Raw genomic sequence first — 17,460 nt, forward strand, 5'->3', positions numbered from 1 at the left:
CAAATATAAAAAGCCGGATAATCTTGTCCGGCTTTTTCCACTTGTGTTTCGTTTTCAGCTTATGCTTCTTCAGACTTTGCAACAAGCACATTCCTTGGTTTACTACCCTCGTAAGGACCGACTACTCCTCGCAGCTCCATTTCATCAATCAGCCTTGCCGCTCTGGAATATCCAATTCTAAACCTTCTCTGCAGCATGGAGACTGATGCGGTTTGCATCTCAACAACAAGGTCAACTGCATCACCATATAAGTCATCTTCGACTTCAGATGTGTTCTCAGGAATATCTTCAGGAATCATTTCTTCCTGATACTGGGCCTTCTGCTGTCCTATTACATAGTTGACGACTTCCTCTACCTCTTCATCTGACAGGAACGCTCCTTGCACCCTTACAGGCTTGGAGGCACCAACAGGCAAGAACAGCATATCTCCTCTGCCTAATAGTTTTTCTGCGCCGCCCATATCAAGAATCGTGCGGGAATCGGTCATGGAAGATACGGCAAAAGCAATCCGCGAAGGAATATTTGCTTTTATAACACCAGTTATGACATCGACAGACGGACGCTGGGTAGCGATGATCAAATGGATTCCTGCTGCACGGGCCATTTGTGCCAAGCGTGTGATTGAATCTTCAACATCAGAAGATGCTACCATCATTAAATCAGCAAGCTCATCTACGATGACGACGATAAAAGGTAACAATGGCTGGTTAGCCTCTTCTTCACTGTTGTATCTTTTAATATATTCGTTATAGCCTTCTATATTTCTAGTACCCGTATGTGAGAAGAGTTCATAGCGCCTTTCCATTTCGTTGACAACCTTCTTAAGTGCCTGAGAGGCTTTCTTCGCATCTGTAACAACAGGTGCCAATAAATGCGGAACTCCATTGTAGACATTCAATTCAACCATTTTTGGGTCAATCATCATCAGCTTTACCTCGTGTGGTTTTGCCCTCATGAGAATGCTTGTGATAATTCCATTGATACAGACACTTTTACCGCTTCCCGTTGCACCGGCTACTAGTAAATGTGGCATTTTATTTAACTCTGCCAGTACCGCTTCGCCCGTGATATCTCTGCCTAATCCGATCTGCAGCTTTGATCCTGGCTTATTATGCTGCTTCGAGTCGATTACTTCTCTTAATGAAACCATTGCTACTTCAGAATTGGGAACCTCAATACCTATAGCCGATTTACCAGGTATCGGCGCTTCGATCCGGATATCCTTGGCTGCAAGCGCAAGTGCCAGGTCATCATTCAAGCTTACGATTCTGCTGACTTTAACCCCTACATCTGGATGTACCTCATACTTAGTAACAGCAGGTCCAAGATGTACTTGTGTAACCCTCGCTTTTACACCAAAACTTTGAAAAGTCCTTTCAAGCTTAGCTGCATTTGCATGGATTAATTCGTATTCGCCACTTTGATCTGTTTTATTTGGAAGCTTTAAAATACTTAATGGCGGCAGCTCATAAGCAGTATTTTCAACTTCGGTAAAAGTAATTGGCTGCTGCAGCTCCTCTCCTTCATCCTGTTTATCCTTTTTAGGCTTTTCAGGATTAGAAGGATGCTGGTTAGCCTCCGGACTTGCATATGCACGTTCGGCAAAACTTGAAATGATTGGTTCAGGTGCTGCTGGTTCTTCAGCTAATTCAACTGTACGATGCACAGGTTCTTCTGTGACAGGCACCTGACGACTGTTTGTTCTTTCCGTTTGGCGCGCTTCACGCTTAGCCGAGCTCCTCTGCTGTTGATTCTCTTTCCAATGCTTAAGATCTTCAATAAATGAATTCCATTGGTCATTAACAAAACGGCCTATTGGCACAAGAATTTTCCCTGCTGCCTCGCCAAATGTTTTCCCAGTAACAAGTATTGTTCCAATGATAATCAACACAAAAGCAACAAGCTGGGATCCAGCTGCATCGAACAAATAATAAAACATTGCAAACATAATCGCGCCAATCATTCCGCCGCCAAGATCCGTTGTGCTTGTTTCACCTTTTGCTTCCATGACAAATAAATCAAATGTATTTTTTATGACACTCGGATTCTCGAACTTTCCGCCATTTGATAATAATTCAAACAACGTGACATGACTTAATAACAATATTGCACTTATAATCAAATATGTACCAATTAACTTCGTATGAAAGATAAATGGAAGACTTCTTTTCCACATTATATAAATGCTGAAAACTACGAGGCCTATCAGGTTGAGCATAAACCATTCCCCAGAAAAAAAGCGGAAAAACATGACGGTCGCCCTTCCAACAGCACCAAGATCAGCCATCCCAATGATGGACAGCGCAAGCAGTGCTAACCCGGCAAGTTCATATTGAACGGTAGTTTTTAAAGTGTTATTTTTCTTTCTGGATTGCCGTCTTTTCTTTTTGGCCATTTTATCACCTTATATTTATAGCTTCACTAACAGCATAATCATTCATACCTTTTCTCAAACTTCATTAAGAAGAAAAGCAGCCATATTCGGCTGCTAATGCTGAGTGTATCCATATTATATCATATTTGCCAGTTTAACTGGGACAATCCGTTGTACTAAGAAAGTGAAATTTTTGATCCAGGCATGCATCCTGGGTCCATGAAATGATTCGGATCCGTACTCATCACGCGTAACACCCGATATTCATGGTTTTCTGTCCATTCAGCCATTACCGGTATGCCATTATACGTTAACATGACTTGGTTTACCGGTTCCACATCCGATGGTGGGAATACCTGTTCATGAGGCATCATCGTATAAAGGATCATTGCACAATCACTTCGTTCTTTTGTTTGTTTAAGTCTATTAGCTCGTTCAGTTTCTTCATCGCCTGCCCGATGCCTCCGACTGAGTGAATCAAACCCGTTTGGACAGCATCATTGCCGATGACATTCGTGCCAATGTCCCTCGTCAAATTCCCTTTCGCAAACATTAGGTCTTTAAATGTTTCCTCAGTAATATTGGAATGTTTTGTAACAAAGTTAACTACACGCTCTTGCATTTTGTCCAGATATTCAAAGGTTTGCGGCACGCCAATGACTAGTCCAGTCAGGCGAATCGGATGAATGGTCATTGTCGCTGTTTCTGCGATAAAGGAATAATCACATGATACCGCAATTGGTACACCGATTGAATGCCCGCCGCCTAGAACCAATGAAACAGTCGGTTTTGAGAGAGAAGCCAGCATTTCAGATATTGCCAAGCCCGCTTCAACATCTCCGCCAACTGTATTTAAAATAACTAGCAATCCTTCAATATTAGGATTTTGCTCGATTGCGACAATCTGAGGTATCAAGTGTTCATACTTCGTTGTTTTATTATGTGGCGGAAGCTGCATATGCCCCTCAATTTGACCAACAATCGTCAGGCAATGTATTTTGGAATCCTGTGACAACTGGGGCACATTCGTTTGGCCTAGCTGCTGGATCTTTTCTAACAGGCCAGATGGTTTATCTTCCTTCTGTGAATCCTGGCCTTCCTGGTTAACAGAGTTAATGATATTCATTTCCTTTTCCATCCATTACTGCTCCCTTCAGGCATGATAGTGTTAGTATGAACATCATGCGCTTTTTCATTCGGTACAGTATGGCAGTATGCGAAATCAGATTGATGGGACTAATATTACTAATTATTTTTTTAAAAAACATTCAACGGCATACAAGACTTCCCTGTCATATACTTAGCAAATAAAAATAGCACTGGGAAAACCAGTGCTTTCTATTCTTTATTTCACTTCCATGATAATTGGCAGGATCATCGGGCGTCGTTTTGTTTTATCGAATAAATAGAGGTTTAGAGAATCACGGATGTCTTGTTTTATGCTGCTCCAATCAAAAGATTCACTGGAAAGATTCTTGTCAACGATTTCCCGAACGAGGATTAATGAATCGGCCATAAGCTTTTCTGATTCGCGAACATAAACAAACCCTCGTGAAATAATTTCTGGTCCGGCAGCAATTTTTCTATCAGCTTTGTTCAGAGTGACTACGACGATTAACACCCCATCCTGCGAAAGAAGCCTGCGATCGCGTAGGACGATATTGCCAACATCCCCTACACCAATTCCATCAATCAGTGTGTTTCCCGCTGGTACACGTTCTGGGGAACGGATCTTGCCTCCAATAATTTCAATAACATCTCCACGCTCTGGTATATAAATATTTTCCTCTGGAATTCCACAGGCCATCGCAACCTTTTTGTGAGCCTTCAGCATTTTATATTCTCCATGGACAGGAATGAAAAATTTCGGGTTCATAAGGTTGATCATGAATTTTAATTCTTCCTGGCTGCCATGGCTGGAAACCTGAACACTTCTTTTGCCTGAAACTACTGAGGCCCCTGCACGGTAAAGCATATCAATGGTTTTATAAATAAAAACCTCACTTCCCTTTAGCGGTGAAGCAGCGATCAAGACAGTATCCCCTTCCTGAATATTTACCTGAGGATGACCTTGTTTAGCCATTTTTTGCAGGGCCTCAATTGGCTCGCCCTGACTGCCGGTAGTTAAGATGACAATTTCATTATCGGGATAATTATTAATTTCTGTAATCGGGATGATTAAATCATCCCCAACACTTAAATAACCTAGTTCAAGTGTTATATCATAAACTCTTTTCAGGCTTTTGCCGACAACCGCCACTTTTCGTCCATTATTCTGGGCACTGTCAAAGAGATGTTGGATCCTGTTGATGTCAGAGGCAAAGCATGCCGCAATGATTCTGCCCTGAGTGTTATAAAACACATTTGATAATTCCTCAACCACAATTGCTTCCGATGGTGTATATCCCGGCTTTTCAGCATCTGTACTATCTGATAAAAGGCATAACACACCTTTGTCCCCAATACTGGCCATTTTACCTATTTCGGGCTTATATAAAGCAGTAGCTGCCTGGTCGAATTTAAAATCACCTGTATGTACGATTGACCCTTCTGATGTATTTATGCTTACACCGACTGAATCAGGGATACTGTGATTTGTTTTGAAGAAAGATACCGATACCGTTCCAAAGTCAAGTATCGTTTCAGAGTTAATTTCCCTGAAGTCAACTGCGCCGGAATACTCCTGTTCATTCATCTTTTCTCTCGCAAGTGCAAGGGTAAGTTTAGTGCCAAATACAGGTACATTCATCTTCCGAAGAACATACGTCAAAGCCCCCATATGATCTTCGTGTCCGTGAGTAAGGAAAATGGCTTTAACTCTTTCTTTGTTTGCTGTTAAATAGGTAAAATCGGGAATTACAATATCAATTCCAAGCATTTCATCCTCCGGGAACATCAGTCCAGCATCTACTACAAATATGTCTCCGTCCACATCGGTGATATACATGTTTTTGCCAATTTCCCCTACGCCGCCAAGTGCGATGATTTTAATGTTCTCATTTTTATTCGTATTCAAATTTACCCTCCTCCTATGTTGACATGGACCGACCCGTGACCAATTAAAATTATTATACTTGATGCAAGAAATTCTTTACAACTTTATTCTCCAGAGGCTTAGCAGACGGCACAATAAGCTTAATTAGACTGTTTTGTATATGGCAGAAGCTTTCAACTCAAATCGAAATTAACGCATCGAGTTGTCTTGGGGAGCTTACAAGAACAATTTTAAAAATGCTATATTTCCATCACCAAATATTCTTTGGATTATCCTATTTAAGGAAATTTATATTTTCACTTCACATTTCATTCCCAAGAAACACTTTCAGGAGATAAGAATTTTCAGGAGAATAATACTATAAATAAAAACGGACCAACCTTATAGGTTGGTCCGAAAATCAATCATTATGAGAATAACTTTGCTACTGCACTGCGTTCCTGTTCAGTCAGTGGCACCATTGGCAATCTTACTGAGCCAACATCCAGCCCTTTTAGCTGCAATGCCGTTTTTACCGGGCCCGGGCTTGGGGCTGCAAAGAGTCCCTGCATGGTAGGCAGAAGGCGCTGGTGAAGTTTTGCTGCGTCAGCATTCCTTCCACTCAAGAACGCATCTACCATTGCTTGCATTTCATTTCCAATTACATGTGAAGCAACAGACACGATTCCAGCTCCGCCAATAGCAAGGACAGGCAGAGTGAGACCGTCATCGCCGCTGTAAAGAAGGAAATCATCTGGTGTCTCAGCAATGATTTTCGTCATGGCATTCAAATCACCGCTGGCTTCCTTAACCGCTACTATATTCGGGATCTCGGCCAGTTTGATAATTGTTTCGGGATGAATATTAACTACGGATCTTCCCGGAATGTTGTAAACCATAACAGGAAGAGATGTTGCTTCAGCAGCAGCTTTAAAATGCTGATATAAACCTTCCTGGTTTGGCTTGTTATAGTATGGCGCAACAATCATGATGGCGTCGACACCAAGCTGTTCAGCTTTTTTTGTCAATTCAATTGTTGCGTAAGTATTGTTGCTCCCTGTTCCTGCAATGACAGGTATTCGCTTATCAACAACTTTTACTACATGTTGAAATAGAGCGACCTTTTCCTCTTTGGAAAGTGTTGGAGATTCACCTGTTGTACCAGCTATTACGAGGGAATCAGTTCCATTATCAATCAAATGGTTTACTAGCTGTGTCGTTTTTGCGAAATCAATGTGCCCCTTATGGTCAAATGGGGTTACCATTGCTGTAGATATTCTTCCGAATTGAACCATTCTGTTCACTCCTCTTCTCTAAGGCTTCTACTACCGGAGGGCACTTTCTCAGCCTCCGGCAGTAAAAACAAGATAATCACTTTAAATATCATGACGCTCAAATTCTGCTTTTTCCTCATCAAGCTGGAATGCATCATGCAAAGCATTTACAGCCTTGCTGAGATCATCTTGCTTCACGAGCACCCAAATTGTTGTATGGCTATCTGCAGACTGCAGGATGCGGATTCCTTTTTCAGAAAGGGCAGTAACTATTTTCGAAGTTACACCAGGCACACCTGCCATACCCGCACCAACAACTGAAACTTTCGCACAGTTACTTTCAATCTGAGGAGTATGCCCCAACCCCTCAAGCACCTTTGCTGCACGGCTGGTCATTTCATCAGAAACTGTGTATACGACACCATTTGGTGAAATATTGATAAAATCGACACTGATGTTTTCATTAGCCATGGCTTTGAAAACTTCAGATTGGAGATTGTATTGATCTTTTTTCGCAAACACCTTAATCTGGCTTACATTGGAAACATGTGCAATTCCAGTTACCGGGCGCTCTTTGATATCGGTACCTTTATTTTCACGATTTAAAGACGTCACAAGTGTACCGGGACTTTCAGAGTAAGTTGATCTGATCCTGATTGGAACTTTGGCTTGCATGGCAATCTCCACCGCACGCGGATGGATGACCTTTGCACCCTGATATGCCATATTGCACACTTCATTATACGTGACAACGGATAGAGGTCTAGCATTTTCAGCAATCCTCGGATCAGCAGTCATGATTCCTTCTACATCCGTAAAAATATCAATCCAATCGGCATTCAATGCTGCACCTAGCGCAGCAGCGGACGTATCACTCCCGCCCCTGCCAATCGTAGTGATGTCACCATTTTTAGCTGCGCCCTGGAAACCAGCGACAACAACTGCATCCACCTGTTCCAGTTCGCGGAGCAGCCGATCACATTTCATGTCTAGGATTCTGGCATTCGTATGCTCGTTGTTTGTCCTAAACCCTGCCTGGGATCCAGTAAGTGCGGTGGCACTGATTCCGTTTTCCAGAAGCATATTGGAAAAAACCACACTGGAAATCGTCTCTCCGCAAGAGAGGAGCAGGTCATGCTCCCGCTTGCTGATCAAACTGTTATTTCCTCCAATCATGCTTAAAAGCGTATCCGTTGCGTAAGGATCGCCTTTCCTTCCCATCGCGGATACTACGACAACTGCTTTATAGCCTTCTGAAATCGCCTTTTTAATATGGCTCATAGCATGACTTCGGCTTTCTTTATCACGCACAGAAGTACCGCCAAATTTTTGAACGATTATTTTCATCGTTACACCTCAAGAGTTTCTGTCATTATATTCGGTTAGATTTTACTTATTTTACAATCCCTAGCTTTACCAGACTCTCAGCAATTTGTACTGAGTTCCATGCTGCACCTTTTAGCAGGTTATCGGAAACGACCCACATATGGAAGCCTGAATCATTATCAAGGTCTTTCCTGATTCGGCCTACAAATACATCATTTTTCCCTACACAGAAAGCTGGCATTGGATATACCTGCTGTTCGGGATCATCCTGCAAGACGATTCCTGGAGCATCTGCTAATAATTCTTTTACCTGGGCAGCCGTTACGCCACCTTGGCTCAGTTCAAAATATACAGATTCCGAATGGCCAGTGCCAACCGGCAGGCGTACACAGGTTGCAGCCACTTGGAGGTCCGGCATGTGCATGATTTTCTTTGTTTCATTGATCATTTTCATTTCTTCATATGTGAAACCATTATCCACAAAATTATCAATCTGTGGGATGGCATTGAAGGCGATTTGATAATGCTTTCCTGCAGACTTTACGGGCAGGATTTTAGGTTCATATTGGTCCCCATTAAGAATTGCCTGAGTCTGTTCTTCAAGCTCCTGTACTGCAGCTGCCCCAGCACCAGATACTGCCTGGTACGTAGAGACGATGATTTTTTCAAGGCCAAAGTTCTGGCGTAAAGGTTCTAAAGCAACAACCATCTGGATTGTCGAGCAGTTTGGATTTGCAATGATTCCATTATGGGAATGCAAGTCTGATTCATTTACTTCTGGCACTACAAGCGGGATATTCTCATCCATACGGAAAGCACTAGTGTTGTCGACTACTATAGCACCACGTTTAACAGCTTCTGGTGCCAATGCCTTGGATACACTTCCTCCAGCACTGAAAAGAGCGATATCTATCCCTTCAAAGCTTTCAGGCTTTGCTTCCTGGACTGTCACTTCTTCCCCTTTATAAGTAACCTTTGTACCAGCAGATCTCGATGATGACAGTAATAATAGTTCTGACACAGGAAAATCACGGTTCTCCAATGTCTGGATCATTTGCTGACCGACTGCTCCTGTTGCTCCAACCACTGCTACTCTGTAACCTTTTCTCTCTGACATTGCTGTTTCCCCTTCCACTACAAATATTGTTTTTTAATCCGGCTGTTGCCGGGCTGTTGGTAATATAAGTATAAAACGGCGGTTCATACGAAATAACCGCCTTGTTTATTATCCTATATTTTATCATAATCAATCATTAAGGAAAGAAACATTTTGCTTCACTGCCGGAGAAAAGCGTTACCATATTTAACTATCCTTGTATCGCTCAACAAGTACTGGCTGCAGCTGGCTTCCATTCATTGCCGAAATGATTGTTTCTGAAAGCATTCCCATCCTTGCTACCATTGAATTTGGCTTCTTGACAGGATCATCCTGACCAAATGGAATGAAGAATATATTTTTTGTTGCCATTAGTCTCATCAGATTTACACCATTCAGCCCTAATGCGTCATTGGTGGAGATGCCAAGCACTACAGGCATGCCATTTCGGAGTGTAGCTTTAGCTGCCATCAGAACAGGTGAATCAGTCATTGCATTAGCAAATTTGCTCATTGAATTTCCTGTCAATGGTGCAATTACCATGCAATCCAGCGGAATTTTAGGGCCAAGTGGCTCCGCTTTTACAATTGAATCGATTACTTTATTCCCTGTCAGTTCTTCAATACGGTGTACCCAGTCTTCACCCTTGCCGAAACGTGTTTCTGTATTTTGTACGGTGAATGTAACGACCGGCAACACTTCCGCTCCTGCATTCACCAGTTTTTCGATTTCCGGGAATACTGCATCATACGTACAGTGGGATCCAGTTAAACCAAATCCGATCTTCTTACCTTGTAAACTCATGCTTCTTTCTCCTTTCGGTCATTAAAGTCTTCCATAAGCAGCTGAGAAAGAACGTTTGCTAAAATTTGTCCAGCCGTCTTCGGTGCTACGATTCCTGGCAAACCGGGTGCCAGCAACGCCTTAATTCCCCGCTTTTCTGCATAGCGAAAATCCGTTCCACCTGGTTTAGATGCAAGGTCAATGATCAAAGTGTGAGCTGGCATCCTTGAAATCACAGAAGCGTTTACGATTAAATGCGGTATCGTATTGATGCAAATGTCTGTATCCCTTACTGCACTGCCTAGATCAGATAGTTGGAAAGGCTCAAGTCCCATTTCCGCAATCCTTGCAATATGTTCGCTTTTTCGCGCTCCAACCTTCACTTTTGCACCAAGTGCGTGAAATGTACGTGCAACACTCATACCCACTCGGCCTAGACCGAGGACAGCAACCTTAGATCCGTGGATCGTGAAGTCTGTATGCTGGATGGCCATCATGATCGTGCCTTCCACTGTCGGAATAGAGTTATAGATCGCCACATCATCACGTTCAAACAGCTGTACGAGTTTGCGGTTGGCCTGTTTCGTAATACCAGTTAAATAGGCATTGCTTATGCCTGAATAAACCGTGCAATGTGCCGGAGTACGTTCAAGCATTTCTTTTATAAGCACTACTTTTTCATTCGAGAATATGGTCTCGACCTGCCCATCCAGACTCGTTCCTGGAACAGGCAAAACCAAAGCATCCTGTACTGAAAAATCCACTTCATCTATCTTTTCTTTTGAGGCACCTGTAAAAGCATGATCCAACTGCTCGAAGCCTATTAAAGAAAGCTTTGCATCAAGCTCTGTCAGCTTGCGAATAATCTCCAGCTGTCTCGCATCACCGCCAATAACCGCGATTTGCATCCCTGTCAGCATGAGAACAATCACCTTCTTTTCCATTAATCCTGGAATAAATATCAATCATTTAGAACTACTTCAACATCATATGTATCAACCTAGAAATAGGTGAGTTTTCCACTAAAAAGAAAAGCTTACCTAGTGGAAATCAACAAACTAATTTAACAAAGCAAAAAAAATAAGCCAGCATGGCAACTGGCTTTCATTCTTCTTCATCTGGTATATCAATAATAATCATGTCGGCACCAATCTTTTTTATATGCTTCCACGGCACCCTGACTTCACCGCCATGCTTACGCAGCCCAAACCACTTTAGCGATGGAATAATCAATGCCTCAATCTGCCCTGTTCTTTCATTGATCTCCAAATCTGTCTGCCCGAGGATTCCCAATCTTTCGGCTCTTTTTACATCGACAATTTCCTTTCCGCCAAGTTCACTTAATTTCATTGTGCCCTCCCGAATCTTTGTCCTTACTATATATGTATCGAGAAATAAGCTGATTTAGAATACCCAAGTATATAAAAAGGCAATAAGAATAATAACCATTATAAAAAACAGCAGCTTCACAAGGAAGCTGCTGTACGAATTATACTTTTGGCAATTCGCCATCCGGGCTGATCAGGGCAACGGAATAGTTATCGGTAAAGATACTTTTACCCATGCTATCCACGCTATCCTTAGTCACCTGGTCAATTTGTTCTACAATTTCGTCAAGGGATCTGTGTCTGCGAAGCAAAAGTTCATTTTTACCGTTTCTGCTCATCCGGCTGTTTGTACTTTCCAGGCTGAGCATCAGGCTGCCTTTAAGCTGTTCTTTGCTGTTGTTAAGCTCTTTTTCGGTTATGCCATCAGCTGTCAGTTTTGAAAGAGTTTCCTGAATCGTTTCGTATAATACATCGAGCTGTTTTGCTCCGGTACCTCCATAAATCGTTACAATCCCGCTGTCAAGATATGCTGAATGGTAGGAGAATACTGAATAGGCAAGGCCGCGCTGTTCACGAACATCCTGGAATAACCGGCTGCTCATGCTGCCTCCAAGGACATTATTCAAGACAATCAGACTGTATACATCCTTATGGCCGATTTGCAATCCTTCAAACCCTAGGCAAAGGTGAGCCTGTTCCGTTTCTTTTTTGCGTGAAATTTTATTTGCATGGAATGCTGGCCTTACATGTTCAATTTTTTCTTTGCTAGCCTCATAAGAGCCAAAGAATTCCTCTGCATTCTTAATGAAAGCCTCTGGTACATTTCCTGCAATCGAAATGACGACATTTTCAGGTGTATAGGTTTCATGCATATATTGCTCCAATTTTTCACCCGTAAATGTTTGGAGCGTTTCCTCTGTTCCTAATATCGGATATCCTAGTGGATGCTCGTTGTAAATCGCCTTGCTGAGCAAATCATGTACGATATCATCCGGTGTGTCTTCATACATTTTAATTTCTTCATTTACAACGTTTTTCTCTTTATTCAATTCTTCAGCAACAAAAGTGGAATTGAAGAACATATCAGCTAAAACCTCTAATGCAAATTGTGCATGATTATCCAGAACCTTTGCATAATAGCACGTATATTCTTTTGATGTGAATGCGTTCACCTGTCCGCCAATGCTGTCGAAGGATTCCGCTATCTCCCTTGCCGATCTTGTCTTCGTTCCCTTAAAGAACATATGCTCAAGGAAATGTGAAATTCCGTTATTCTCTGGATTCTCATTTCGTGACCCTGTTCCAATCCAAACTCCTATCGCGACAGAACGAACAGTAGGGATTTGTTCAAGGACGATTCTTACACCGTTTTGGCATGTATATTTCTTTATCAATTATATTCCTCCTCTGGAACCTGCTGCTAAAAATACTGCATTTAATAAGTATAGTTCATTTATCTTACTTTTTCCAAATACAAAGCTATTCTTTCATTTTTTTTGCCATAACTCTATTTTCACTCAACATATCTGAAACTGTTCCAATTTGCATATCTTTGCCTTTTATTTGAATGATTAGCTGTTCAAGAGAAGATGCTGTAGATTCGGTTGGATGCATCAATATTAAAGCACCATTATGGACCTTCCCCATTACCCTGTTGATCAATTTATCAGGTGAAGGTTTTTGCCAGTCGATTGTATCAACGCTCCACATTACGGTACCTAACTTATGCGCAGCTGCTATTTGGACCACATCATCTTTATAAGATCCGCTTGGGGGAGCAAACCACTTTGTTTTCACCCCTGTTACGGCCTCGATTACATCATTGGTTTTTTTGATTTCTTCATTAATTTCCGGAGCAGAAAGCTGCTTCATGTCTGGATGGGTAAAGGAATGATTGCCAATTTCGTGTCCAGCCTCGGCAATCATTTTAGCCATTCCCGGGTTATTTTTTACCCAGCGCCCCTCAAGAAAGAAACTGGCTGAAACATTATATTTTTTGAGCGTGGCCAGCATACCCGACAAATATTCATTTCCCCACGCAACATTAATGATGAAACTGACCATTGGTTTTTCGGGGTGACCTTTATAAATGGCCATTGGCGGAAGATCGTTTAAATGGACATCAGGCGATACTTGTTCATAAACAAGCTTATCCGGATTAAACTTGCCGTCCTTTTTCATTTTTTTATAGGATTCCTCAGTATTAACTTTTAATCCATTGTAGCCAGGTATGGCCTTCCATACAGGATCCTTCCTGGCATTGGAGGGCTCAATCTCGTATTCCTTCGCTTTTTGTTTAATTTCCTTAATCAAGGAATTCTCATGTCCGACAACAGTCACAACTTCCGTTTTTAGACTAGCTACATATGTATTGGAATATGGATTGTTCACTGAAATCCACGCACCAATTAACAAGACAGAAATCATCGCAATCTTTCTCATATTCTATGCCTCCCTTTTAATAAAAAATATGAAACCGGAGGACAAGGTAGAACGAAAGGTATGATCCCAGATAAGAAAAATCCATATAAAAAGACCAGGGCTAAGGCCCTGGCCTTTTTCATCTATTATTCCTTTTCAGCCTTTTCACGCTGCTCTTTTAAAACCGCTTTACGTGAGAGGTTTACTCTTCCTTGTTTATCAATTTCTGTTACCTTAACAAGGATTTCATCCCCAAGCTTTAAGATATCTTCCACTTTTCCAACCCGCTCTTCAGCTAGTTCGGAAATATGAACCAGTCCATCTTTACCTGGGAAGAGCTCAACGAACGCACCAAATTTTTCGATGCGGCGAACTTTACCAAGGTACATCTCTCCGACTTCTACTTCGCGGACGATGTCTTCAATTATTTTCTTAGCCTTTTGAATCATTTCTTCATCAACTGATCCGATAAATACCGTACCATCTTGTTCGATATCGATTTTTACGCCAGTTTCTTCAATGATCTTATTGATCTGTTTTCCGCTTGGTCCAATGACATCACGGATTTTATCTGGCTTAATCCACATTGAAATGATCTTAGGCGCATATTTAGAAAGCTGTTCACGTGGTTCTTGAATCGTTGCAAGCATTGAATCAAGAATTTGCATACGGCCAATTTTTGCTTGCTGCAATGCTTCTTCAAGAATCTGGCGGGATAAGCCTTCAATCTTGATATCCATCTGCAATGCTGTAACACCTTTTGAAGTACCTGCTACTTTGAAGTCCATATCACCCAGATGATCTTCCATACCCTGGATATCAGTCAGGATTGAATAATGCTCTCCTGATTTAATAAGACCCATTGCAATACCAGCTACTGGCGCCTTAATTGGCACACCAGCATCCATTAAAGCTAATGTACTTGCACAAATACTAGCCTGTGAAGTTGAACCGTTTGATTCCAAAACTTCTGAAACTAGACGTACAGTATAAGGGAAATCCTTTTCATTTGGAATCACAGGTTCAAGAGCTCTTTCACCTAATGCTCCGTGACCGATTTCACGTCGGCCTGGTCCACGGATTGGTCCAGTTTCACCAACAGAGAATAACGGGAAGTTATAATGGTGCATAAAACGTTTTTCTTCTTCGATTCCTAGTCCATCAAGGATTTGCACATCACCCATTGCTCCAAGCGTACAAATGCTCAAAGCCTGAGTCTGTCCCCTTGTAAACAATCCTGAACCGTGAGTTCTAGGCAGCAATCCAACCTCAGATGAAAGCGGGCGGATTTCCTCTAAATTACGTCCATCTGGACGCACTTTATCTTCAGTGATCAAACGGCGGACTTCGCCTTTGACGATTTTATCAAGGATTTGTTTAACCATTTTAAGCTTGTCTGCGTCGACTTCCTGCTCTTCATAACGAGCAACAACGGCATTTTTCACTTCTTTGATGGCATCTTCGCGTGCATGCTTCTCCTGTACCTGGATGGCAGACAGCATGTCTTGTTCACATATTCCGCGAACTTCCGCTTCAAGTTCTTTATCGATCTCGTAAAGAGTGACTTCTCTCTTATCTTTCCCAACCTGAGCTACGATTTCCTGTTGGAACGCAATTAAACGCTTGATTTCATCATGGCCGAACATGATTGCTTCAAGCATTACTTCTTCGGGAACTTCGTCAGCACCTGCTTCAACCATGTTGATCGCATCCATTGTCCCTGCAACGACTAAATGCATATCGCTTTTTTCTGTTTCTTCAACAGAAGGATTTATGATGAAGTTTCCGTCCACTCTGCCAACTGTAACACCAGCAATCGGTCCCTCAAAAGGAATATCAGAAACACAAAGAGCCAGGGAAGAGCCAAACATTGCAGCCATTTCCGATGAGCAATTCTGATCGACACTCATAACAATGCTGATAACCTGAACGTCATTACGGAATCCATCTGCGAATAATGGCCTGATTGGACGGTCAATCAAACGGCTTGCAAGGATTGCCTTTTCACTTGGACGACCTTCACGCTTAATAAAACCACCTGGGATTTTCCCTACAGCATATAATCTTTCCTCATAATTGACTGTGAGCGGGAAGAAATCTAAATTCTTTGGTTCTTTTGATGCAGTTGCTGTACTCAGAACTGCTGTGTCGCCATAACGGACAAGCACTGCGCCATTTGCCTGCTTTGCAAGCTGTCCGATTTCGACTGTAAGCTTGCGCCCTGCCCAGTCAAAGGAGAAACTTTGTTTTTGTTGTTCCATGCTTTTAAGCCCCTCTCTACCATAAAATCCATCCAGGACTGAAGCCTGGGAATTATTTAAAACAGCACATATGCCTGTCTTATTAACAAATATCCATAATAATCAAAATTAAACCCTTCAATGCAAGGCATAATAAGAGCTTGCTTAAATAACTTTTATGTTATAGTATGCGCTAATTAACAGCGCTTAATATCATGAGTTTGTTATGTATCTTCCAAAATTTCTCCTAATAAAAAAGCGGGATAAATCCCGCTTTGACAGACTATCTACGTAGACCTAACTTGTTGATTAAATCGCGGTAACGAGAAACGTCATTGTTACGAAGGTAAGTCAAAAGATTACGACGCTTACCTACCATTTTCAAAAGACCGCGACGTGAGTGGTGGTCCTTTTTGTGAACGCGTAAGTGATCGTTCAATGTGTTGATTTCTGCAGTAAGGACAGCGATTTGAACTTCTGGAGATCCAGTGTCACTTTCGTGAACCTTGAATTCGTTGATAAGTTCGTTTTTACGTGCTTTTGTGATTGCCATCCGTGTTCACCTCCTGAATTATAATCCCCTGTTACCGAGCAAGCGTCGGTGACTCGACTTGCCAAGCAAAGGTTCTTTTTTGATACGTTAATAAGAATACATCTTTTTACGACAAAAAGCAAGTCTAACCCTTGTTTTTTTCAAAGTAGATAATGGCTTCCTGCTTATCTTTATCTATTTGGGATACGAGCTGTTCAATACCGTCGAATTTTCGTTCACTTCGAAGACGTAAATGCCATTCCACCTGTGCAGTTTTCCCATAGATTTCTTCGTTGAAATTAAAAATATGGACCTCAACAGATGGCTTTTCCTTCTTTTCACGGTGGAATGTAGGTTTATATCCTACATTGCAGACACCTTCGTACCAAAGACCATCAATCTGGATCCTTACCGCATATACCCCAGTTGGCGGAGTAATGTACTGATCATCCATTTGAACATTTGCCGTCGGAAAACCTATTGTCCGTCCACGTTTTTCACCGTTAATGACTATTCCTTTTGTTTTGTAAAACCTTCCCAGCAGTTCCGGCATGGAATCCACTTTCCCATCCCTTAACAAGCTTCGGATCAGTGTCGAACTGATCTTTTCATCATTGGCTCTTGCCAACTTGGAAACTACTGTGAATTCAAACTTGTTCCGCGAATGGAATTGAAGTGTTTCCATCGTGCCTTTGCCCATTTTCCCGTAAGTATAATCAAATCCCGCAACAACATGCTGAACATTTAATGCAATAATATACTGATCTATAAATTCCTGAGGAAGCAGGCTGGAGAATTCGGCCGTAAAATGGACGACAAATAAATAATCCACACCCAGTTCCCTTATGACATTGGCTTTTTCATCAATGGGTGTAATGTACTCAATATGCTGCACACTTTTCCCAAGCACAACAGAAGGATGGGGATCAAATGTCATGACAGCACTTTTTATCCCTTTTTCGTCTGCAATACGTTTTGCTTCCATGATTACTTGCTGGTGACCTAAATGGACCCCATCAAAATAACCTAGTGCCATAGTCATGGAAGGAAAATTCTGTTTCCCAAATTCATGAGGTTGGTTTAGCTTAATCAATTCCACGATTTTATTCAC

General features: G+C 41.9%; 15 protein-coding genes. All 15 read right to left on the reverse strand.

Annotation, left to right across the window (positions count from 1 at the left end; translation table 11 throughout):
- Positions 1 to 59: 59 nt before the first annotated feature.
- Positions 60 to 2,396 carry an FtsK/SpoIIIE family DNA translocase gene (locus V7201_RS01050; RefSeq protein ID WP_335374927.1) on the reverse strand — a complete coding sequence of 779 codons (2,337 nt, stop codon included), beginning with the start codon at positions 2,394 to 2,396 and terminating at the stop codon, positions 60 to 62.
- Positions 2,397 to 2,551: 155 nt separating this feature from the next.
- Positions 2,552 to 2,764 carry a YlzJ-like family protein gene (locus V7201_RS01055; protein ID WP_335374928.1) on the reverse strand — a complete coding sequence of 71 codons (213 nt, stop codon included), beginning with the start codon at positions 2,762 to 2,764 and terminating at the stop codon, positions 2,552 to 2,554.
- Entirely contained in the window at positions 2,761 to 3,513 is a 753-nt protein-coding gene (locus tag V7201_RS01060) for a ClpP family protease (protein WP_335374929.1), read from the reverse strand. The genes V7201_RS01055 and V7201_RS01060 overlap by 4 nt, the downstream gene beginning before the upstream one ends.
- Positions 3,514 to 3,720: 207 nt before the next feature.
- Entirely contained in the window at positions 3,721 to 5,391 is a 1,671-nt protein-coding gene (locus V7201_RS01065) for a ribonuclease J (RefSeq protein WP_335374930.1), read from the reverse strand.
- 386 nt (positions 5,392 to 5,777) lie between these two features.
- Complete coding sequence (gene dapA / locus V7201_RS01070; RefSeq protein WP_335374931.1) at positions 5,778 to 6,644, reverse strand: 4-hydroxy-tetrahydrodipicolinate synthase; 867 nt, start codon at positions 6,642 to 6,644, stop codon at positions 5,778 to 5,780.
- An 81-nt stretch (positions 6,645 to 6,725) separates the two neighbouring features.
- A complete protein-coding gene (gene dapG / locus V7201_RS01075; protein WP_335374932.1) occupies positions 6,726 to 7,970 on the reverse strand; it encodes an aspartate kinase in 1,245 nt (414 codons plus the stop codon).
- A 46-nt stretch (positions 7,971 to 8,016) separates the two neighbouring features.
- Complete coding sequence (gene asd / locus V7201_RS01080; RefSeq protein ID WP_335374933.1) at positions 8,017 to 9,066, reverse strand: aspartate-semialdehyde dehydrogenase; 1,050 nt, start codon at positions 9,064 to 9,066, stop codon at positions 8,017 to 8,019.
- A gap of 186 nt (positions 9,067 to 9,252) precedes the next feature.
- Complete coding sequence (gene dpaB, locus V7201_RS01085; RefSeq protein WP_335374934.1) at positions 9,253 to 9,849, reverse strand: dipicolinate synthase subunit B; 597 nt, start codon at positions 9,847 to 9,849, stop codon at positions 9,253 to 9,255.
- Positions 9,846 to 10,748 (reverse strand): dipicolinic acid synthetase subunit A, encoded by a 903-nt coding sequence (gene dpaA, locus V7201_RS01090; protein ID WP_335374935.1) that lies wholly within the window; start codon positions 10,746 to 10,748, stop codon positions 9,846 to 9,848. Before dpaA ends, dpaB begins: the two co-directional genes overlap by 4 nt.
- 184 nt (positions 10,749 to 10,932) lie before the next feature.
- Entirely contained in the window at positions 10,933 to 11,178 is a 246-nt protein-coding gene (locus tag V7201_RS01095; protein ID WP_335374936.1) for a YlmC/YmxH family sporulation protein, read from the reverse strand.
- A gap of 139 nt (positions 11,179 to 11,317) precedes the next feature.
- Positions 11,318 to 12,550 (reverse strand): M16 family metallopeptidase, encoded by a 1,233-nt coding sequence (locus tag V7201_RS01100; protein ID WP_335374937.1) that lies wholly within the window; start codon positions 12,548 to 12,550, stop codon positions 11,318 to 11,320.
- Between the two features lie 85 nt (positions 12,551 to 12,635).
- Positions 12,636 to 13,598 (reverse strand): polysaccharide deacetylase family protein, encoded by a 963-nt coding sequence (locus tag V7201_RS01105; protein ID WP_335374938.1) that lies wholly within the window; start codon positions 13,596 to 13,598, stop codon positions 12,636 to 12,638.
- A gap of 125 nt (positions 13,599 to 13,723) precedes the next feature.
- Complete coding sequence (gene pnp, locus V7201_RS01110; protein ID WP_335374939.1) at positions 13,724 to 15,838, reverse strand: polyribonucleotide nucleotidyltransferase; 2,115 nt, start codon at positions 15,836 to 15,838, stop codon at positions 13,724 to 13,726.
- Positions 15,839 to 16,100: 262 nt separating this feature from the next.
- On the reverse strand, positions 16,101 to 16,370 hold the full coding sequence (gene rpsO, locus V7201_RS01115; RefSeq protein ID WP_335374940.1) for a 30S ribosomal protein S15: 270 nt from the start codon (positions 16,368 to 16,370) through the stop codon (positions 16,101 to 16,103).
- A 124-nt stretch (positions 16,371 to 16,494) separates the two neighbouring features.
- Entirely contained in the window at positions 16,495 to 17,448 is a 954-nt protein-coding gene (gene ribF, locus V7201_RS01120) for a bifunctional riboflavin kinase/FAD synthetase (protein ID WP_335374941.1), read from the reverse strand.
- Positions 17,449 to 17,460: the final 12 nt, after the last annotated feature.

It is taken from the genome of Bacillus sp. JJ1122, assembly GCF_036964885.1.
Taxonomy (GTDB): Bacteria; Bacillota; Bacilli; order Bacillales; family Cytobacillaceae; genus Mesobacillus.